At 61.8% G+C, this 20,471-nt stretch carries 21 protein-coding genes; 15 read left to right on the top strand and 6 right to left on the bottom strand.

What is annotated here, in order from left to right; all coding sequences use genetic code 11:
• Window positions 1-39: 39 nt before the first annotated feature.
• From R6G97_RS18385 to R6G97_RS18375, 3 genes are all read right to left on the bottom strand, one after another.
• Entirely contained in the window at window positions 40-291 is a 252-nt protein-coding gene (locus R6G97_RS18385) for a MoaD/ThiS family protein (protein ID WP_043212402.1), read from the bottom strand.
• Window positions 288-788, bottom strand: a complete 501-nt coding sequence (moaC, locus tag R6G97_RS18380; RefSeq protein ID WP_090346583.1) for a cyclic pyranopterin monophosphate synthase MoaC — start codon at window positions 786-788, stop codon at window positions 288-290. The genes R6G97_RS18385 and moaC overlap by 4 nt, the downstream gene beginning before the upstream one ends.
• Window positions 789-853: 65 nt before the next feature.
• A complete protein-coding gene (locus R6G97_RS18375) occupies window positions 854-1,768 on the bottom strand; it encodes a LysR family transcriptional regulator (RefSeq protein ID WP_043212406.1) in 915 nt (304 codons plus the stop codon).
• A gap of 296 nt (window positions 1,769-2,064) precedes the next feature.
• Between R6G97_RS18375 and moaB the strand changes: the two genes are divergently transcribed.
• From moaB to R6G97_RS18310, 13 genes are all read left to right on the top strand, one after another.
• Window positions 2,065-2,604, top strand: coding sequence for a molybdenum cofactor biosynthesis protein B (gene moaB, locus R6G97_RS18370; RefSeq protein ID WP_317847327.1), 540 nt, complete (start codon window positions 2,065-2,067; stop codon window positions 2,602-2,604).
• 346 nt (window positions 2,605-2,950) lie between these two features.
• Window positions 2,951-5,275: an FdhF/YdeP family oxidoreductase gene (locus R6G97_RS18365; protein WP_317847326.1), complete on the top strand. Its 2,325-nt coding sequence runs from the start codon at window positions 2,951-2,953 to the stop codon at window positions 5,273-5,275.
• Between the two features lie 64 nt (window positions 5,276-5,339).
• Entirely contained in the window at window positions 5,340-6,731 is a 1,392-nt protein-coding gene (locus R6G97_RS18360) for a cytochrome ubiquinol oxidase subunit I (RefSeq protein ID WP_317847325.1), read from the top strand.
• 15 nt (window positions 6,732-6,746) lie between these two features.
• Window positions 6,747-7,763, top strand: coding sequence for a cytochrome d ubiquinol oxidase subunit II (gene cydB, locus R6G97_RS18355; protein ID WP_070574561.1), 1,017 nt, complete (start codon window positions 6,747-6,749; stop codon window positions 7,761-7,763).
• Window positions 7,764-7,888: 125 nt separating this feature from the next.
• Window positions 7,889-8,827 carry a Dyp-type peroxidase gene (locus R6G97_RS18350; RefSeq protein WP_102082086.1) on the top strand — a complete coding sequence of 313 codons (939 nt, stop codon included), beginning with the start codon at window positions 7,889-7,891 and terminating at the stop codon, window positions 8,825-8,827.
• A gap of 273 nt (window positions 8,828-9,100) precedes the next feature.
• Complete coding sequence (locus R6G97_RS18345; RefSeq protein WP_317847324.1) at window positions 9,101-11,950, top strand: HD domain-containing phosphohydrolase; 2,850 nt, start codon at window positions 9,101-9,103, stop codon at window positions 11,948-11,950.
• 200 nt (window positions 11,951-12,150) lie between these two features.
• Window positions 12,151-12,357, top strand: a complete 207-nt coding sequence (locus tag R6G97_RS18340) for a tautomerase family protein (protein ID WP_043215742.1) — start codon at window positions 12,151-12,153, stop codon at window positions 12,355-12,357.
• Between the two features lie 65 nt (window positions 12,358-12,422).
• A complete protein-coding gene (locus R6G97_RS18335; protein ID WP_317847323.1) occupies window positions 12,423-13,133 on the top strand; it encodes an SDR family NAD(P)-dependent oxidoreductase in 711 nt (236 codons plus the stop codon).
• A gap of 115 nt (window positions 13,134-13,248) precedes the next feature.
• The gene (locus R6G97_RS18330) at window positions 13,249-14,172 is read left to right on the top strand and encodes a LysR family transcriptional regulator (protein ID WP_090343024.1); all 924 of its coding nucleotides are present in this window, start codon (window positions 13,249-13,251) and stop codon (window positions 14,170-14,172) included.
• A 200-nt stretch (window positions 14,173-14,372) separates the two neighbouring features.
• Window positions 14,373-14,894: an HvfA family oxazolone/thioamide-modified RiPP metallophore gene (locus tag R6G97_RS18325; RefSeq protein ID WP_043211809.1), complete on the top strand. Its 522-nt coding sequence runs from the start codon at window positions 14,373-14,375 to the stop codon at window positions 14,892-14,894.
• A gap of 63 nt (window positions 14,895-14,957) precedes the next feature.
• Window positions 14,958-15,803, top strand: a complete 846-nt coding sequence (locus R6G97_RS18320) for an HvfB family MNIO-type RiPP peptide maturase (RefSeq protein ID WP_253131692.1) — start codon at window positions 14,958-14,960, stop codon at window positions 15,801-15,803.
• Window positions 15,796-16,527 (top strand): HvfC family RiPP maturation protein, encoded by a 732-nt coding sequence (locus tag R6G97_RS18315; protein ID WP_043211813.1) that lies wholly within the window; start codon window positions 15,796-15,798, stop codon window positions 16,525-16,527. The genes R6G97_RS18320 and R6G97_RS18315 overlap by 8 nt, the downstream gene beginning before the upstream one ends.
• 182 nt (window positions 16,528-16,709) lie before the next feature.
• Window positions 16,710-16,985: a hypothetical protein gene (locus R6G97_RS18310; RefSeq protein ID WP_289717356.1), complete on the top strand. Its 276-nt coding sequence runs from the start codon at window positions 16,710-16,712 to the stop codon at window positions 16,983-16,985.
• A gap of 49 nt (window positions 16,986-17,034) precedes the next feature.
• Here the strand turns inward: R6G97_RS18310 and R6G97_RS18305 are convergent, their stop codons facing one another.
• Complete coding sequence (locus R6G97_RS18305; RefSeq protein WP_043211818.1) at window positions 17,035-17,928, bottom strand: LysR substrate-binding domain-containing protein; 894 nt, start codon at window positions 17,926-17,928, stop codon at window positions 17,035-17,037.
• A gap of 113 nt (window positions 17,929-18,041) precedes the next feature.
• On the opposite strand from R6G97_RS18305, the gene R6G97_RS18300 reads away from it, so the two are divergent.
• Window positions 18,042-18,494, top strand: a complete 453-nt coding sequence (locus tag R6G97_RS18300; RefSeq protein WP_090343013.1) for a PACE efflux transporter — start codon at window positions 18,042-18,044, stop codon at window positions 18,492-18,494.
• Between the two features lie 79 nt (window positions 18,495-18,573).
• Window positions 18,574-18,990 (top strand): RidA family protein, encoded by a 417-nt coding sequence (locus tag R6G97_RS18295; RefSeq protein ID WP_289717355.1) that lies wholly within the window; start codon window positions 18,574-18,576, stop codon window positions 18,988-18,990.
• A 124-nt stretch (window positions 18,991-19,114) separates the two neighbouring features.
• Here the strand turns inward: R6G97_RS18295 and R6G97_RS18290 are convergent, their stop codons facing one another.
• Both R6G97_RS18290 and R6G97_RS18285 read right to left on the bottom strand, forming a co-directional pair.
• Window positions 19,115-19,714 carry a TetR/AcrR family transcriptional regulator gene (locus R6G97_RS18290; RefSeq protein WP_043211827.1) on the bottom strand — a complete coding sequence of 200 codons (600 nt, stop codon included), beginning with the start codon at window positions 19,712-19,714 and terminating at the stop codon, window positions 19,115-19,117.
• Window positions 19,715-19,737: 23 nt separating this feature from the next.
• On the bottom strand, window positions 19,738-20,334 hold the full coding sequence (locus R6G97_RS18285) for an NAD(P)H-dependent oxidoreductase (protein WP_317847322.1): 597 nt from the start codon (window positions 20,332-20,334) through the stop codon (window positions 19,738-19,740).
• Between the last annotated feature and the right edge of the window lie 137 nt (window positions 20,335-20,471).

Here is a 20,471-nt window from a genome sequence, read left to right as displayed (position 1 = left end):
TTTAAGCGCCGGCTGCATGGCGGCGTGGACGTCCCCGCACTAGCCCCCGGTGACCGGCGGGAAGAACGCCACGTCGTCGCCATCGTGCAACGGCTCATCCAGGTCACAGAGCGCCTCGTTGCGCGCACACATCAGGCCAGAATGCCCCAGCGTCGTGGTCCAGGGTTCACCGCGCTCGGCCAGCCGGTCCCGCAGATCGCGCAGGCTGGCCAGCGCGGGTGTCCAAGGCAGCGATTCGCTGTCAATGCCCAACTGCTCCCTAAAGCGTGCGAAGTACTGAAGCCGGATCACGGCAGCGCCTCCAGACGATAGGTACCGGAACGTCCGCCGGATTTCCTGAGCAGGCGCACCCAGTCGATCTGCATGCTGCGATCGACGGCCTTGCACATGTCATAAAGGGTCAGCGCCGCGACACTCGCTGCGGTCAAGGCCTCCATTTCCACACCGGTGACGCCCTTGAGGCTGCAGGTGGCGATGATGCGCACCGAGTCCGGGTTGACCGCCTTGATCTCCACGCTGACCGCCGTCAACAGCAACGGATGGCACAGCGGGATCAGCTCGTGGGTACGCTTGGCGGCCATGATGCCGGCGATGCGCGACACCGCGAAGACATCGCCCTTGGGGTGACCTGCGGTGACGATCAGGTTGAGGGTTTCAGGCTTCATCCGCACCCAGGCTTCGGCGGTGGCCTGGCGGTGCGTTTCGGATTTGTCGGTGACATCGACCATCTGGGCGTTGCCGCGCGTGTCCAGGTGGGTCAAGGAAGGCGAGTCGACGGTGGGGGGCATTGGGGCTCCGGGGCATGCTGACATGCCGGCTGAGGGCAGGCTCGAGGACGCTGTCTGTCGGGTGGTCAGGCTTTCTGGCCAATGGCCGGGGGCGGGCTCGGCGTGAGCAAGTCCCGGGCCTGGGCGAAGCATTTTTCCGCCAGCGCCGAGCGTGGCTCGTTGCGGCGCAGCAGCAGGCCGACCGGTGCATGGATGTTGGCGCTGGCGATGGGGATGATGCGGATATGTTCACTCAGCTCCTCCAGCCCATCGTCGAGCGGCATGATGGCGCAGCACAGCCCGGCGCAGACGGCTTGGATCAACTGATAGGTCGAATCGCTTTCAAGCACGGGGGTTGGGTGCAGGCCGCGGCTGCGCAAGCTCAAATCCAGCGATTGGCGGTAGTGCATGCCTTGGGAGAGCAAGCCAAGCGGTAACCCGGCGAGCGTTTCCCAAGGTAATTCGGGCCCGTCGAAGCGAAAATGCCGGGTGTCGTACAGCAAGCCCATGCGGGTGGCGCCCAGCTCGATGATCTCGAAATAGCTGCTGTTGACCCGATCGAGGTAGCAGATGCCCAGGTCAAGCTGGTTACGGCTCAGGCCATCGATCACCTGTTCGGAGCTGAGCGATGACAGCTGGACGGTGAGTTCGGTGTACTGCGCGAGCAGCGGCTTGAGCAACTGCATGGCATTGAAGCTCGACAGCGGCACCATGCCGATGCGCAGGCTACCGACGATCTGTCCACGGCAATTGGCGGCTTCGCTCTGCAGGCCGTCATAGGCGGCTAACAGGGTGCGCGTCCAGGCCAGAATCCGTTCGCCCGCCTCGGTGAACCCTTCGAATCGCTGGCTACGAGTCACCAGCACCAAGCCCAACTCGTCCTCCAGGTTGCGCAGGCGCATCGAGAGGGTCGGCTGGGTGATATGGCACAGCGCAGCGGCCTGGCCAAAGTGCCGGGTCTGATCCAGCGCAATTAGAAATTTAAGTTGTTTGATATCCATCGCTCGCCCTGCAAACACATGAGTCGTATCGGAGGTGTGTTGCATTGAACCGATCGTTTACCTGTTGACGCTGGCAGTCAGTGTATTGAGATGGGTCGAAACCCTGTGGCGGCGAAAAGTAAAATGAAAGAACAAGAGTGTCCAATGGGAATTTACGAACACCTGATAGATCCTGCTGATCAGCAGACGATGATAGGCGATATCGATAATGCAGTATGAATTATTGATTGGACGAACAGGGGCGGGCGCTCTAGTTTCTCGCGAATGACGGCCCCTGTTTAGTTAGAGTGTTCACGATGAGTTCAAAACCCACTGCGCAATTTATTCCTCTGAATGTCGCCGTGTTGACGGTCAGCGATACCCGGACGTTCGAAACCGATACATCCGGCGAGTTGCTGGCCTCGCGCGCGGTGGAAATGGGGCATCGATTGGTGGCTCGAACCTTGCTCAAGGATGACCTCTATCGGATTCGAGCCCAGGTCGCAGGCTGGATCGCTGACGATCAGGTGCAGGTGGTATTGATCACCGGCGGCACCGGCTTCACCGGGCGTGACAGTACCCCAGAGGCGGTGACTTGTCTGCTGGACAAGCACATCGAAGGCTTTGGCGAGCTGTTCAGAGCCCTGTCGATCCTGGATATCGGCACCTCGACGGTGCAGAGCCGCGCGCTGGCAGGGCTGGCCAACGGCACGCTGGTGTGTTGCCTGCCGGGCTCCACCGGGGCCTGCCGTACGGCCTGGGAGGGGATTTTGGTGGAGCAGCTGGATTCGCGGCATCGGCCGTGCAATTTCGTGCCGCACCTAAAGGCCGCCGAGCGTTGCGGCTCGCGGCAGTGAGCCCGAGCCTGCAAGGGCGGATTACCCGCAAAAGCGAATGGGCTCGCAACGAAACTTAATTAATGGCCTCTTTAACTGATGCAACGCTCTCGAGCGTGTGATTGTTTTTTATTAATACGTGATCAATAGCGTCGATCACACCCGGAAAGTTCGCGGGGATAAAGCCCTGGCGGCAGTGATAGATAAACCTGATCATGTCGTCATTACTTTTGATTTGACGGAGGGTGGCGGCAAAAATAGTCTGCGGCTGTCAAAGTTTGAAGTGTGTTTTTCAACTTCTGTACGTGAGTTGAACGTGAGCGCTTCAATTCGATCTCCCGCCGAGTATCAATCAAAGGGTAGCCCGATGAGCGAAGAAGAACATATCAGAAGTTACAACGGCCCGGCCGCCGGTTGGGGCGCGCTCAAGAGCGTGACCAAGGCCTGGCTGGGCAGCGAGAATGCCTTCAAGAACCTGCGCATGATGCTCAAGACCAACCAGAACAGCGGCTTCGACTGCCCCGGTTGTGCCTGGGGCGAATCGCCGGGAAGCGACATGGTCAAGTTCTGCGAGAACGGCGCCAAGGCGGTCAACTGGGAGGCCACCGGCCGTTCGGTGGACCCGGCCTTCTTCGCCAAGTACAGCGTCAGTGCCCTGGCCGAGCAGAGCGACTATTGGCTCGAATACCAGGGCCGACTGACCCACCCGATGCGCTACGACGCGGCCACCGACCATTACGTGGAAACCTCCTGGGACGACGCCTTCGCGCTCATCGCACAGCACCTGCAGGCGCTCGAGTCGCCCAACCAGGCCGAGTTCTATACCTCTGGGCGGGCCAGCAACGAAGCGGCGTTCCTGTACCAGCTGTTCGTGCGGGCCTTCGGTACCAACAACTTCCCGGACTGCTCGAACATGTGCCACGAAGCCAGTGGCGTGGGCATGGGCGAATCCCTCGGCGTGGGCAAGGGCACCGTGGTGTTCGATGACCTGGAGGAAGCCGACGCGATCTTCGTCATCGGCCAGAACCCCGGCACCAACCACCCGCGCATGCTCGAACCGCTGCGCGAGGCGGTCAAGCGCGGTGCCCAGGTGGTGTGCTTCAACCCGCTCAAGGAGCGTGGCCTGGAGCGCTTCCAGCATCCGCAGCACCCCTTCGAAATGCTCAGCAACGGCTCGGAGCCGACCAACACTGCGTACTTCCGCCCGGCGTTGGGCGGCGACATGGCGGTCATGCGCGGCATCGCCAAGTTCTTGCTGCTGTGGGAACGCGAGGCCCAGGCCAAGGGCGAGCCGGCGGTGTTCGACCACGCCTTCATCGAGGCGCACACCTCGGGTGTGGACGTCTACCTGGCAGTCCTGGATGCCACGTCCTGGGAACATATCGTCGAGCAGTCCGGCCTGAGCCTGGCCGAAATCGAGCTGGCCGCACGCATGTACCGCAAGGCTGAGCGGGTGATCATGTGCTGGGCCATGGGTGTGACACAGCATCGCCACTCGGTGCCGACCGTCCAGGAGATCATCAACCTGCAACTGCTGCGCGGCAACGTCGGCAAGCCTGGCGCGGGCCTTTCGCCGGTGCGCGGTCACAGCAACGTGCAGGGCGACCGCACCATGGGTATCGACGAACAGCCGCCGGCGCGACTGCTCGATGCGCTGCAGTGGCGCTTCCAGTTCGAGGTGCCGCGTGAGCATGGGCACAACGCAGTACTCGCCATCAAGGCCATGGAAGAGAAACGCGCCAAGGTGTTCATCGCCTTGGGCGGTAACTTCGCCCAGGCCACACCAGACACTCCGCGTACCCACGCGGCGCTGCGCAACTGCGAACTGACGGTGCACATCGCCACCAAGCTCAACCGCTCGCACCTGGTGACCGGCCGTGATGCGTTGATCCTGCCGTGCCTGGGCCGCACCGAAATCGACCTGCAGGCCGAAGGCCCGCAAGGCATCACGGTCGAAGACACGTTCAGCATGGTGCACATCTCCCACGGCCAGCTCAAACCCCGCTCGCCGCACCTGCGCTCGGAGCCGGCGATCATTGCCGGCATGGCCAAGGCGACCCTGGGCAATCATCCGATCGATTGGGAATGGGTGATCGGCGACTATGCCCGCATCCGTGACCTGATCGCCGACACCATCGTGGGCTTCGAGGATTTCAATGCCCGACTGCAGCAACCGGGCGGTTTCCACCTGGGCAACGCGGCGGCCGAGCGCGAATGGAACACCGCCACCGGCAAGGCCCAGTTCACGCCCAGCGAACTGCCGGTGCACCTGGTCAACGAGGCCGTGCTCGAGCGTGGCGAGCGGCCCGATCTGATTCTGCAGACCCTGCGCTCGCACGATCAGTACAACACCACCCTGTACGGCCTGGACGACCGCTACCGGGGCGTGTTCGGCCTACGCGAGGTGGTGTTCGTCAACGAAGCTGACATCCGCCGCCTGGGCTTTGAGCCCGGCGAGCAGGTGGACATGGTGTCGCTGTGGGAAGACGGCCGTGAGCGGCGCGTATCGGGCTTTCAGTTGGTGCCCTACGACCTGCCTGAAGGCCAGGCCGCGGCGTACTACCCGGAAACCACCCCGCTGGTGCCCCTGGAAAGCTACGGCGACCGGACCTACACGCCCACGTCCAAATTCGTCGCCATCAGGTTGGAAAAGGCGCGGCCCGACAATCTGATCCACACCGTCGCCGAATAACCCTCACGTTCCCCTGTGCACAGGCCCTGGCCGGTAACGGCCGGCGGCCTGCAAGGATATTGTCATGTCGAATCTAGATGCGTTGGACCTGGCGCGGATTCAGTTCGCCTTCACGGTCTCGTTTCACATCATCTTTCCGGCCATCACTATTGGTCTGGCAAGCTTTCTGGCAGTGCTCGAAGGTTGCTGGCTGAAGACCGGCAACGCGGTCTACAAGGACCTTTACCACTTCTGGTCGAAGATCTTCGCCGTCAACTTTGGCATGGGCGTGGTCTCGGGCCTGGTCATGGCTTACGAGTTCGGCACCAACTGGGCGCGTTTTTCAGACTTCGCGGGCAGCGTGACCGGGCCGTTGCTCACCTATGAGGTGCTGACGGCGTTCTTCCTGGAGGCGGGCTTCCTGGGCGTGATGTTGTTCGGCTGGGACCGGGTAGGGCGCAAGCTGCACTTCTTCGCCACCATCATGGTGGCCATCGGCACGCTCATCTCGATGTTCTGGATTCTCTCGTCCAACAGCTGGATGCAGACACCGCAAGGTATCGAGATCGTCGATGGCCGTGTCGTGCCGATGGACTGGTTCAGGATTGTCTTCAATCCGTCGTTCCCGTACCGCCTGGCGCACATGGCGTTGGCCGCATTCCTGTCGACTGCGTTGTTCGTGGGCGCCTCGGCCGCCTGGCACTTACTGCGTGGCCGTGATACGCCACAGGTGCGCAAGATGCTGTCGATGGCCATGTGGATGATCTTGGTGGTCACGCCTGTGCAGGTCGTGGTGGGCGATGCCCACGGGCTCAATACCCTGGAGCATCAGCCGGCCAAGATCGCAGCCATCGAAGGGCACTGGGAAAATATCCCGGGTGAGGCCTCGCCACTGGTGTTGTTCGGCCTGCCGGACATGGACGCCGAAAGGACCCGCTACAGCCTGGAGGTGCCTTACCTGGGCAGCCTGATCCTGACCCACAGCCTGGACAAGCAGATTCCGGCGCTCAAGAGCTTTGCCAAAGAGGACCGACCCAACTCTACGATCATCTTCTGGAGCTTCCGGGTCATGGCTGGACTGGGCATGTTGATGCTGGCTTGTGCACTGCTGGCCTTGGTATTGCGCCGAGGCGGCGCCCTGTACCGCAACCGACTCTTCCTGTGGTTCGCCTTGCTCATGGGGCCGTCGGGCTTGATCGCCTTGCTCGCCGGGTGGTTCACCACCGAGGTCGGCCGTCAGCCGTGGGTGGTCTACGGCATGTTGCGCACCACGCAGGCGGCGTCCAATCACAGCGCCACCCAGATGAGCATCACCCTGGCGCTGTTCGTCCTGATCTACTTCTCGGTGTTCACGGTGGGTATCGGCTACATGATGCGTCTGGTACGCAAAGGGCCGAAGACCCATGAGGCGCACGTATTGCCTGAGCAACCGGGCCAACTTGCGACAGCGCGTCGTCCGCTGTCGGTAGCGGATTGATAGGGGAGCGCAAGCATGGCAATTCAAGGTATCGATTTGTCGGTCATCTGGGGCGTGATCATCGCCTTCGGCCTGATGATGTACGTGATCATGGATGGCTTCGACCTGGGCCTAGGGATCCTGTTTCCCCTGATCAGCGACTCCAGCGAGCGCGATGTGATGATGAACACCGTCGCGCCGGTCTGGGATGGCAATGAAACCTGGGCGGTGTTGGGGGCTGCGGCGCTGTATGGCGCATTTCCGCTGGCGTACTCGGTGATTCTCGAGGCGCTGTACCTGCCGCTGGTGCTGGTTTTGGCCGGGCTGATCTTCCGCGGCGTCGCGTTCGAGTTCCGCTTCAAGGCGCATCCGCGCAAGCGCCACCTCTGGGACAAGGCGTTCATCGGCGGCTCGGTGCTGGCCACGTTCTTCCAGGGCGTTGCCATCGGCACCTATATCTCGGGCATCCCCGTGCAGAACCGCCAGTTCGCCGGCAGCGCGCTGGACTGGCTGGCGCCGTTCCCGCTGTTCTGCGGCGTGGGCTTGATCCTGGCCTACGCGTTGCTCGGCAGCACCTGGTTGCTGATCAAGACCGACGGCATGCTGGAGTCGCGCATGCGCCATTACAGCCGTCCGCTGCTGTATTTGCTGGCAATGGTGATCGTGGTGATCTGTGCCTGGACGGCCTGGCTGCACGCCGACATTGCCCAGCGCTGGTTCGCCGGCAGCCACTGGATCCGCTCTGCGCTGATTGCCGGTTTGGCCGTACTGGCGGTGGTGGTGATCCAGAAGACCCTGCGCAAGCGCCATTCGCATTTGCCGTTCATGGGCGTGGTGACCTTGGTATTTCTCGGCTACCTGGGACTTGCGATCAGCATCTGGCCTAACATCGTGCCGCCCTCGATCAACCTCTGGCAGGCCGCCGCGCCGCTCACAAGCCAGCTGTTTGCCTTGATGGGCGCGCTGTTCATCATTCCCATCATCCTGGCCTACACGTTCTGGAGCTACCACGTGTTCCGCGGCAAGGTCAAAGCGGGGGATGCTTACCACTGACCGCGCCTGGTGTTTGGGCGGGCCTCTGACTGGCCTGTGCTATACCGATAGACCAAGCCTGCGTCGCACAGCCGTGCGCAGGCGAAGGTTCCTGCTAGCTGACTGTCAACAAGGCGAAAGCTGTGATGAACATTTCCGAGATCGAACCCCAGGCTGTCGAAACCCCGATCACCCGCAGTGCCATTTTCCTCGTGGCTACCTTGAATCCCGGCGACGCCAGCCGGGATTGCGTCCGCGGCTTGTGCGGCGACCTTGCCGGGCTGGTTCGCTCGGTGGGCAAACGGGTACCTTCGGGCAACTTGTCCTGCGTCGTGGGTTTTGGTGCGAGCGTGTGGGATGTGCTGTTCCAGGTACCGCGCCCGGCGTCGTTGCATCCGTTTCGTGAAATCGGCAGTGGCGATCGCGTGGCGGTAGCCACTGCAGGGGACATTCTGCTGCACATCCGCGCCGAACAGATGGACCTGTGCTTCGAGTTGGCTGCGCAGATCATGAAGCGTCTGGAGGGCGCCGTAACGGTGGTCGACGAGGTCCAGGGCTTTCGGTATTTCGACATGCGCAGCATCATCGGTTTCGTCGACGGCACCGAGAACCCCACGGGCCGCGAGGTCGGCAAGTTCACCCTCGTCGGCGACGAAGACCCTTCGTTCGCGGGCGGAAGCTACGTGCTGGTGCAGAAGTACCTGCACGACATGACCGCTTGGAACGGGCTGTCCACGGCGGAGCAGGAACACATCATCGGGCGCACCAAGCTTTCGGACATCGAGCTGGACGAGTCGGTAAAACCCAGCAACTCGCACAGCTCGCTGACCACCCTGGAAGAAAACGGCCAGGAGGTGAAGATCCTGCGCGACAACATGCCGTTCGGGCGCCCTGGGGCAGGGGAGTTCGGCACCTATTTCATCGGGTATGCGCGCTCGCCGGCGCCGATCGAACAAATGCTGGAGAACATGTTCATCGGCAAGCCGCCCGGCAACTACGACCGGCTGCTGGACTTCAGCCGTGCCGTCACCGGTGGGCTGTTCTTCGTGCCGTCGGCGACGTTCCTGGCCGTATGCGAACAGTGACCGGTTGATACGACAGCGCCCACGTGACGACGTGGGCGCTGTCGTATCCGGAACGTGCTCGATGTGTCCTTATCGCCTCTCCGAGCCCGCGACTGCGCGGCACTGAGCAAGGGCTACACATCGGGCCAGCACGATCGCGCTGGCTGATTACACTGTTGGAAGCGCCATACATGGAGTACCTGGGATGGGCTGTGTGCTGATCGTTGTCGCTCGCCAGTCGGCGGGCTTTGTGTCCGGGGTATGTGCGGCCAGGTGCTCAGGGGGGCTGCGGCGATGAACACCCCCGGGCGTGGCCTTTCTTTGCAGCTTCTGGTGGCGCTGGCAATCATGCTGGGCATGTTGCTGCTGGGCGCAGGCCTGGCCTGGCAGGGCTACAGCGGAGTTCGAGAGACCCTGCTGGCCGCCGCTGGGGATACTGCCCAGCAGGTGGGCAAGACGATCGACGAGCGTGCCCGCCGGCTGGTCGATCCGGTACAGAGCAGTCTGCGGTTGCTGGCCGCCGATCCGCTCGCCGGCGACCTGGCCCAACGTCTGGAGCGGCTCCCGCAACTGGTCGAGAGCCTGAACGCCAACAAGATGCTCAGCGCCGCCTATGTGGGTTACGCCAATGGCGAGTTCCTGCTCGTGCGCAGGCTTCGGGAGCCTCAGCTGCTCGAGCGTTTCGCGGCGCCACCTGGCACGGCCTTCCTGGTGCAGAGCGTTAGCCGGCAGGCGGGCGGGTCGATGTCGGGCCAATGGCGATTCTATGACCGCCAACTCAACCTGCTCCAGGCCCAGGACAAGCCGGACTACCAGTTCGATCCACGCGCGCGCCCGTGGTTCGTCGAGGCTTCAGGGCAAAGCACCACTGTGCTGACCCGCCCTTATGTGTTCTTCACCACCCGCGAGGTCGGCATGACCCTGGCCCAGCGCAGCGTCAAGGGCGAGGCGGTGATCGGCATGGATGTCTCGGTCGATGACCTGGCCAGCGAAAGCCGGGACCTGCGCATGACCGCAGGGACCGAGCTTGCGGTGATCGACGATCAAGGCAGCGTGGTGGCCTATCCGGATCTCAAGCGGGTCATCGTGCACGAGGGCGAGACGGTGCGCCTGTCGCGCATCAGTGAGCTGGGGATTCCCAGCCTTGCGCAGCTGTATGCCGACCAGTCCCAAGGCGCCAGCCCCAAGCGTTTCCAGGTAGGCGGGGAAGCCTGGTACGGCATGCGTGTGCCGCTCACCAGCTTGGCCGGGCAGGACTTGCAGGTGCTGATCGCCGTGCCTGGTCATGAACTGTTGGCGGGTGCGCGCAAGGTGTTGTTCGAGCAGTTGCTCTGGACCGCGGCGCTGATGGCCGTTTTGCTGGTGCTGGGCGGCTTGCTCGGCCAGCGTATCGGTCGTCCGTTACGCCTGCTGGCCGAGCAGGTTCGCGGCCTGGCAGGTTTCGACTTCAGCCGCGAGGTGGGGGTCAGGTCACGGGTGTCGGAGGTGCGCGAGCTGAGCCAGGTGCTCAGCCGCATGTCCGGGACGATCCGCAGCTTTCAGGCGATCACTCTCACGCTCAGCCGTGAGAGCCAACTCGAACGCATGCTCGAAGGCGTGTTGGCGCACTTGGTCGATGCCGCTGGCGTGCACGCCGGAGCGGTCTACCTGTTCGATGCGGAGCCTGCGCAGTTGCGCCTGGCCACTTGCTGCGGTAGCGAGGCCTATCCAGCGCAGCTCCAGATTCAAGCGGACGATCACCGGGACTTGGCGGCAGTCGTCAGCCATGCCCTTGAACTGTGCGGGCGCAGCCTGGCGGTCGTGCTCAACGACCGAAGTCAGGCGCTGCTCGGCATTCTGGTGCTGCAATTGGAAGCTGATCGGACAGGCGAAGGGGTGGGGCAGCCATTTCGACGCTTTGTCGAGGAGTTGTCCGGCGCCGCGGCCGTGGCCATCGAAACACGTCAGTTGGTCGAGGCTCAGCAACGCCTGCTCGATGCCATGATTAAGTTGTTGGCCGATGCCATCGACGCCAAGAGCCCCTACACGGGAGGTCATTGCGAGCGGGTGCCGCAACTGGCCCAGATGCTGTTGGACAAAGCCGTGCAAGCCGACAGCGGCCCTTATGCCGACTTCACCCTGAGTGATGCCGAGCGCTATGAGTTCCATGTCGCTGCCTGGCTGCACGACTGCGGCAAGGTCACCAGCCCCGAATACGTGGTGGACAAGGCGACCAAGCTGGAAACCCTCTACAACCGCATCCATGAAATACGCATGCGCTTCGAAGTGCTCTGGCGCGATGCCGAGCTCGATTACTGGCGTGGGCTGGCCAGCGGCGCGGATCAACCGCCACTGCAGCGTACGCTCGAGCGCGCCCAGGCCGAACTGCAGGAAGCGTTTGCCTTCGTTGCCAAGGCCAATATCGGTGGAGAGTTCATGCAGGAGCAGGACATTGAACGACTGCAGCGTATCGGCCAGCGGCGTTGGCAACGGCACTTCGACAATCGGCTGGGGCTCTCGCGGGACGAGGAAGAGCGATTGGCAGGTGTTCCTCCCGTGCCGTTGCCGGCCGATGAGCTGCTGCTGGCTGACCGCGATGATCACCGGATGCCCTGGGGGGCGCGCAAGCCACCTGTGGCCAAGGATGACCCGCGCAACATCTGGGGCTTCGACATGCGCCTGCCGGCTCATGCCAGTAACGCCGGTGAGCTGTACAACCTCTCGATCCGCCGCGGCACGCTCAACGAGGAGGAGCGCTTCAAGATCAACGAGCACATCGTGCAGACCATCATCATGCTCGACTCACTGCCGTTCCCACGTCATCTCAAGCGTGTCTCGGCCATCGCCGGCAGCCACCATGAGCGGATGGATGGCGCGGGCTATCCGCGCCGGCAGGGCAGGGATGACTTGGGGATTCCTGAGCGGATCATGGCCATTGCCGATATCTTCGAGGCTCTGACCGCTGCCGATCGGCCTTACAAACCGGCCAAGACCCTGTCCGAGTCGGTGAAGATCCTGGTCACGATGGCCCGCGACAACCACATCGATGGGCAACTGTTGCGGTTGTTCCTCACTAGCGGGGTGTACCAGGAATATGCGCAGCGGTTCTTGCGTCCCGAGCAGATCGACGAGGTGGATGTGTCGTATTGGGTGGGGCAGCTTTAACGTGTAACTGGGCTGTATCGGTCCGATCAGCCCACCCTGGGCGAGTCTCGTGAAGACGCGGTCGCTTGCCCGCGCTATTTGATACACCGCATCACAAATGAAGTGCTCCGGCCTGTATTTATCCTTCCATGGCAACTTTCTACAGTCTTCTCCACCTGCTGCCCCGTCATTCCGACACCGCAGCGAACGGAGAGCACACCATGCCTTTCATCAGCGTACGTATCACTCGCGACGGCGTCACCGCGCAGCAAAAGGCCCAGGTGATCCAGGAGATCACCCAAACCATGGAGCGTGTCCTGAACAAGGACCCAGCGCTCACCCATATCGTGATCGAAGAGATCGACACGGATAACTGGGGATACGCGGGCATGACCACGACGGCCTATCGCAAGCAGCAGGCGCAGTGAGCTGTTCGCGCAAAACGCTAGCGCAACGCTTTTCCTGAACTCATCGCTTTGACCGAGGAATCACCATGAACACTTCAAGCAAGGTCGTCATTGTTACCGGCGCCTCCCAAGGCATTGGCGCAGGCGTCGTCAAGGGCTTTCGCGAACGCGACTGGCAGGTGGTCGCCACCTCCCGCTCCATCCAGCCGTCGAGCGACCCGGACATCCTGACCATCGCTGGCGACATCGCCGACCCGCAGACTGCCGAGCGCGTCGTTGGCGAGGCGATCGCCCGCTTCGGGCGGATAGACACCCTGGTCAACAACGCCGGCATCTTTGTCGCCAAGCCGTTCACCCACTACACCCATGCCGATTACGCGCAGGTCGTGGCGACCAACATGAGCGGCTTTTTCTACATCACCCAGCAGGCGATGGTGGAAATGGAAAAACAAGGGCGCGGCCATGTCGTCAGCATCACCACCAGTCTGGTCGATCATGCGATCGACGGCGTGCCTTCGGTATTGGCGTCCCTGACCAAGGGCGGGATCAATGCGGCGACCCGATCCCTGGCGATCGAATATGCCAAGCGCGGCATTCGGGTCAACGCGGTCTCTCCAGGCATCATCAGAACGCCGATGCATGCTGCTGAAACCCACGAGGCGCTGGGCAAGCTGCACCCGGTCGGTCATATGGGCGGGATTGACGATATCGTGCAGGCGATCCTGTACCTGGAGGGCGCAGGTTTCGTCACCGGCGAGATCCTGCATGTAGACGGTGGCCAGAGCGCAGGCCATTGATCCGAAGGTGGCTTTACCGGCTCGCACGGGCGGTAAAGCCGTTGGGGTCACGATGCTTTTCTGTTGCCGGGTGTGGTAAAGATCTGCCTCAGGATCTTCCTACCCGGTACCTGTGATGAAGCGCCATTTCGACGATTTGCAGTTGGGCAGCATCGAATTGTTCTGCCTGGCTGCAGAGGCCGGTAGTTTCACTGCCGCGGCCCAGCTTGCCGGTGTTACCCCCGCGGCGGTCAGCCGCTCGATTCTTCGTCTGGAGAAGCGACTGGGGTCGCGACTCTTTGCCAGAACCACCCGCAGCATCCGCCTGACCGAGGCCGGGCGAACCTTCTTCGAGCAGTGCAGCCAGGCGCTCAGTCAACTGGTGGAAGCCCAGCAAACCGTCATGGGCGCGCAGGCGACACCGTCTGGGCGTTTGCGTATCAGCCTGCCGACCACCTACGGGCATCACCGCATCCTTCCGTTGCTGCCGCTGTTTCGCGAGCGCTATCCGCAGGTCACCGTGGAGATTCACCTGGGCAACCGGAACATCGACTTCGTGGCGGAGGGGTACGATCTGGCGATCCGGGTCAGGGCTCAGCCAGATTCGACGCTGGTCGCGCGCTTGCTCGAAGACGCCAAGCTGGTCGTGGTGGCCTCGCCTGCGTATCTGGCCAAGGCCGGCACACCGCAGGTGCTTGAGGATCTGGAGGCTCACGAGTGCATTCAGTTCGAGCTGCCCAGCAGTGGGCGGCGGATTTCGTGGCTGTTCCAGGAGCAAGGCCGAGAGCGAGAGATCTTCACCGACGGTGGCTATGCCTGCTCCGACGATGTCCTAGGCGGCGTCACGCTCGCTGAACACGGTGCGGGGCTGTTCCAGACCTACAAGTTCATTGTCGAGCAACAGCTGGCCGATGGCCGTTTGATCGAGGTTCTCGCCGCTTATGGCGGGCGTTCCCGGCCCTATACCTTGCTGTATCCCCATGGGCGCTCCATTCCTCAGCGGGTCAGGGTCTTCGTGGACTTTCTGCTGCAGTACCGCGAGCAATGGGCAGCGCTGTAATCCGACGCCTGGGCTGAATGTATCTCTGTGTATCTAAGCGCCTGCTTGCAAGGCTTCGCTTACAAATGCCGCTACCTGCGGATACGTGCGCGATACACGCGTGAGGCCAAATGAACCTGCCTGAACGAAACGGCCCTAGGCCACGTTCCCCGGCACGTTCGCCCTAGCGGCCAATCGCATAGATATTTCGGAGAATCACCATGTCCCGTTCCCAGTTCCCAAGCAAGACCCGCCTCGGCCTGCTCACCATCGCCCTGGTCGGAGGCATCAACATGACATCCGCCGCCTTCGCCGTGGACGCAATGCCCCAGGGCTATCAGCTTGCTTCCGCGCAAAAAGCCGGGGAGGGCAAGTGTGGTGAGGGCAAGTGCGGTGCCAGTGGTGCCAAGGCGACCCAGACTGAAGGCAAGTGCGGCGAGGGCAAATGCGGTGCCGATGGCGCCCAGGCCAAGGCGACCCAGGCTGAAGGCAAGTGCGGGGAGGGCAAGTGTGGCGATGCCTCCTTCGCCCGTACCGACACCAACCATGATGGCCGGGTCTCGCGTGCCGAGCTGCTGGCGGTCGCGCCCAAGGCCAATGCCGAGTTCGATGCCATCGACGCCAATCACGACGGCTTCCTCTCCGAGGGTGAGGTGTACCAGTTCCGCAAGAACCAGTTCGACGCCAACGGCAAGCCATTCCCTTCCGATCTGTACAGCAAGTTGAGCCAGGCCAGGAACTGACCTTCGCTGATCGCCTCCCCGAGCACGTCGGCCGGGGAGGCGACAGCCCCCAGGAGATCACCCATGAGTACTTCGTTTGCCTTGCACGGTGCCGGGCTCGGCCTGCGTCGGTCGCTTTTGCCTGAGCTGCTGAACATGGATGTTGGTGCGGTGGATTTTCTCGAATGTGCGCCGGACAACTGGATCGGCGTCGGCGGCGCCTATGGTGAGAGCCTGGCCCGCCTGGCCGAGCGCTTTCCGCTGTCCTGCCACGGCCTTTCGTTGTCCCTTGGTGGCCCCGAACCGCTGGATCATGAGTTCTTGCGGCGCATCCGTGCCTTTCTCGACCAGCATGATGTCCCGCTGTTCAGCGAACACCTGAGTTATTGCAGCGATGACGGCCATTTGTACGACCTGATCCCCATGCCTTTCACCGATGAAGCGGTGCGCCATACTGCCAGGCGCATTCGTGAGGTTCAGGATGCCCTCGGTCGACGCATCGCTGTGGAGAACATTTCCTACTATGCGGCGCCTTACCAGGCGATGTCCGAGATCGATTTCTTGTGCGCGGTGCTGAATGAGGCCGACTGCGATCTGTTGCTGGACATCAACAACCTGGTCGTCAACGCCTGCAACCACGGTTACGACGCTGACGCTTTCCTTGCCCGTGTGCCAGCCGGGCGGGTGGCTTGCCTGCATGTGGCCGGTCATTACGATGAAGCGCCTGATCTTAAGATCGATACCCACGGTGCTGCGGTGCAGCATGACGTCTGGCAATTGTTGCACAGCGCCTACCAGTACCTGGGGGTGGTGCCGACTTTGCTGGAGCGCGATTTCAATTTCCCGCCACTTGCCGAACTGCTCGGCGAGGTGGAGGCCATCCGGATGCTGCAGGCCGCCGCGCAAGCGCCGGAGGTGCGTCATGGCTGAGACTTTGCGCGAACAGCAACTGTGCATGAGCCGTTTCATTCGCGATCCGCACGCCAACCCTGCACCGCCCGGCATCGAAGCGCGGCGCCTGGCGGTGTACCGACAACTGTTTCTGGGCAATATGCGGTCGCTGCTGGCTGGCAGCTTCCCTGTGCTGAGCGCCACGTTGCCCCAGGCGCAATGGCAATCGCTGACTGCGGATTTCTATGCCAGCCACCGCTGCAAGACGCCGTTGTTCACTGAAGTGGCAGGCGAGTGGGTCAACTACCTGGAGACCCGCGCCGACCTGCCGGGCTGGGTCGCCGAACTGGCCCACTATGAATGGGTCGAGACCCTGTTGTTGCTTAGCGACGCCACTGACGCGTCCCATGATCCAGAGGGCGACCTGCTCGACGGTGTGCCGCTGCTATCGAGCCTTGCCATGCCCTTGGCCTATGCCTGGCCGGTCAGCCATATCGGCCCCGACCACATTCCGCTGGCAGCACCAGCCGAACCCACGTTGTTGCTGGCGCGACGCGGTGCAGACCAGAAAATCCACTTCGCGCGGCTTGCGCCGTTGGCCCATGCGCTGCTGGTGTCAATGCAACAGCAACCGCTCACCGGTCGGGAACACCTCGCCGTGGTAGCTGATTGGGCGGGTGTCGAACGAGCGGCTATCGAATCCCAAGGCAGTGCGTTGCTCCATAACCTCAAAGCCCAAGGCGTCGTCATCGGCACCGCGTGACCAATCAAGCGCTTGACGTCAGGCTGCAGGCTAGGAGTCGTGGCGTTTTGAGCCGTAAATGCCGGGCCTGTGGTTGTTAAGGCATTTGGTCTGAAATTGCTGAAGAAAATGCATAGCGCGACGACTTCTGCCACTCATACAGGAACACAGATCTTCCTGTGTTTGACTTGAGGTAAGCGATCATGGCTAACAATCAAGACAACCGTGGCGACCAAGGCGGCAGCACCGGCGCAGGTCAACAAGGTGGCCAAGGGTCCAATCAGCAAAAAGGTGGCTCCGAATCCGGCCGTAAGCCTGAGGACAAAATGAACAAGGATTGGGATCGCTCCCGGGATTCGGGAAGCCAAGGTGGGCAGTCTGGCCAGAACATGACCGACCAAAAGATCCCCTCGCAGCAAGACCGCATGGGTGGGCAACAGTCGCAAGGCGACACTGAAAAGTGGGACAAAGACCGCTGATTGCCTTTGAACCGCGCTGGGGTGGATAAACCGCCCCGGCGCACCGGATTCACGCCATGGTGGCCGCCGCCGCTTCTTCCAACCACGTAAGCAACGCTTTCATTTCTTCCTGTCGCTCTCGGCCCGGCACGCACACCGCCATGTAACGTGGCCCTGGCAGGCTGATTTCAGGCCTGAAGGTCATCAGTTCACCTCGCTTGAGGCTGTCGGCCACAAGCACGTTGCTTGCCAGCACCAATCCATGGCCCGCGATGGCGGCCGCCAACGCATAATGCTCATCATCGAACTCACGCATGCGTGCCCGTCCCAGCCAGTGCGCACAGCCGGCGGCTGCACACCAGCTTTGCCAATTGATCGTGTCGCCTTGCGGAATCTGCCAGCGAAGGTCTATCAGCTGCAATTGGTCCTCATCCAGGCGGGCCAGCACGGCTGGTGCGGCATAGACCGAGAAGCGTTCATTCATCAGTGGCTGGCTGAACAGCTTCGGATCTGGGCGGCTGACGGCTCGAATGGCGATGTCGACGCTGGAGTCACGTAACAGGTCCACCAGCTCGTTACGGGTGTCGACCCGTATGTCCAGCTGCGGGAAAGCACGATAGAAAGCGCCGAGCCTTGGGATCAGCCAGCTCGCGGCCAAACCGGGCGTCGTGGTGAGGGTGAGGGTCAGCGAAGTGGTTTTCGGCAGGAAGTGTTCCAGGCTCCGGCTGATATCGAGGAACGCTTGGTGGACCTGGCGATACAGCTGTTCGCCTTGCTCGGTCAGTGCCACGCCTTGCCCGGAGCGCTCGAACAGCAACGTGCCAAGCCGGGCCTCCAGCGCCTTGACCTGGTGGGAAATGGCCGCCGGTGTGACAGACAGTTCCTCGGCAGCGGTCTTGAAACTGCCTAGGCGTGCCGCAGCCTCGAAGCTGCGCAGCGCGTTGAGCGCAAGCGTGGAGAACACCCCACCACCTCCCTGGATGAATTGGATTGGGACCGGCTCAATTTATCTCATTTTTCATGGCTTTCATCGGGCGCTAAGGTGAGCGGCACTCGCTCAATCATAGGTGCATCGTCATGCAAGGCCCTCTTCGAAAAGTCGTACAGGCTGTGCTTTATGAAGCCATCGCCGTCGCCGTTCTGTCACCTGCAATCGCCCTGGTCTACAAGAATGGCTTGGCGCATGCCGGTGCCCTGTCGTTGATGCTGTCTGCCAGCGCCTTGCTTTGGAACGTGGTGTACAACTACCTGTTCGAGTTCTGGGAGAGCCGTCAGGCGAACCGGGCGCGTACTGTCGGAAGGCGTCTGCTTCATTCGGTGGGGTTCGAAGGCGGGCTGGTGGTGCTGTTGGTGCCCTTGGTCGCCTGGTGGCTGCAGATCTCGTGGTGGGCCGCATTGGTGACCGATCTGGGGTTGTTCGTGTTTTTCTTCTTCTATGCACTGGTATTTCAGTGGAGCTTCGATCGTGTGTTCGATGTGCCTCTGTCGGCGCAGGGCAAGGCGCCGGCCGATGCGTGCACTGGGCCTTGAAAGCGACTTCGGGCTGCACGCTTGACCTTAGGTTAACTCGAGGTTTCAGAATGCCCGCTCTCACCACTGGAGTAGCCCTATGTTCAACGATTCTCGTCCTGTGTTCGAGCTGTCCAATCCAGCTGGGTTGTATGACCCGCGCGATAATGGATATTCCCACGTCGCGGCAGTGGCGCCTGGGGCCAGGCTGTTGTTCATCGCCGGGCAAGGCGGTGAGGATGTCCATGGGCGACTGCCATCGGCGTTCTCTGAGCAGGCCAGACAGGCATTGGCCAACCTGAGCACCGCACTCCAATCGCAGGGCGCAAGCTTGCATCAAGTGTTCAAGCTGACCTTGCTGATCGTCGATCATGATGAGCATCGCCTGCGCGAGTGGGTCAGGGAGGTCGATCGGGTCTGGAAGGACAGGGCGCCCGTCTGTACGTTGATTCCGGTGTCACGACTGGCGCTGGATGGGATGCTTGTGGAAATCGAGGCGGTGGCTGCTTGTAGCTGAGCGGCATTCGCGAAACGCTGGGGGCACAGGCTTCGTCCACGTCCATTGGATTGCGACAACTAAATTGAGCAAGACCATTTCTTGCACTTCGATCGCAGTAAGCGTTGTTGCAGTGTTTCGCAGTTCAGCCGCTGCGTTTGACCATGCCCAGTATGGTCTGGCGCAGCTCTTCCTTTGCCTGCTCTGCAGTGATGTCTCCCACTACCGCAGCATCGGACAGGGCGTCGGCGGCGCCAAGCATGGCCCACAGGCTAGCGCTCGATAGGCCAGCGGAGCCGGCGAAGGGCGCAAACACGTCCGCACATTTTTGGATGAATGCTTTCTGATATCGGCGTTTGACGGCCGCAAGCTCCGGAGACCCGCTGAGTGCCGCCAGGACCCCTTGGATCTCACGCCCTTGTGTCAGCACGCAATCGACATAGGCAGCGGCGAAGATACGTGCTTTGTCCGTCAACGTGGGCTCGGCGGTTGCGACGGCGGCATCGAAAAGGGCTGTCTGGCGGATGTCGTAGTCTTCGTAGAGGGCGGCGAGCAGGCCATTGCGGGTTCCGAAGTGATCGTAAACCACAGGTTTGGTGATGCCTGCTACATCGGCCAGGCGACCCAGCGTGAGGGCATCCGTACCCTCATCGCCGATCAATGCCCAGGAGGCCTCCAGCAACTGGCGGGTGCGGGCTTCTCGGGGCAGGCGTCGGCGCGAAGGTACGGAAGTTGGTGAAGTCATGCTGCCGATTGTCCCACTCTTGTTCAGTGCTGGGAAGCTGCCATACCGGCGCCTATCTTGTACGCAGTCTCCAGATGAGCCTGCGGATAACCCTCATCCGATGCCAGAAGCAAGGTGGAGCTGTGCACACGGGCTCCGCAGTAATCGAAAATCCCGTGGTCGATCTGGGTCTTCATCGCAGGCCCGTAGCCGTGTCGAGTGAAGGTCCCTTCATCGGCGCCGCCAACGGCAACCAGGTGAACCTGCAGACGCTGCAGCTTTTTCACGACTTTGCCATTGCCACTGTCCTCGTAGGCCCAGCCCATCGAAAACACCCGATCAATCCAGCCTTTGAGCAAGGCAGGGAATGACCACCAATAGATCGGGTAAACAATGACCAAGGCATCGGCACGATCCAGTCGCTCTTGCTCACTGGCCACGTCAGCAGGCGCTGCGGCTTGTTTCATGAAGAGCGCTTGATCCTCTTGGTTGAAACGCGGATCGAAACCTTCGGCCGCGAGATCTGCAAATTCACTAGTGTGCTGCGCGTCAGAAGCGGCTATGCCCAGGGCGACGTGCCGGGCAATGGCATGAGTCAAGGAATCGGGATTGGGGTGGGCGACGACGATCAGGCTGTGCATGGCGATACTCCGGCAGTTTGGCGAGCGGCTGTCGAGATCATAGGTGTCCGCTGGCTGTTAGCTACGAAAAGTAACCTACCATTGGTAACTTGTCGAATGTCTTGCGCAGTGCCGGGCGACGGTACCGATTTGTAAGG

The sequence above is a fragment of the Pseudomonas sp. HTZ2 genome (genome assembly GCF_033173945.1).
Lineage (GTDB): Bacteria > Pseudomonadota > Gammaproteobacteria > Pseudomonadales > Pseudomonadaceae > Aquipseudomonas > Aquipseudomonas guariconensis.
Note: the sequence above shows the minus strand (reverse complement) of the source record. Positions and strands in the feature narration are given on the sequence as shown.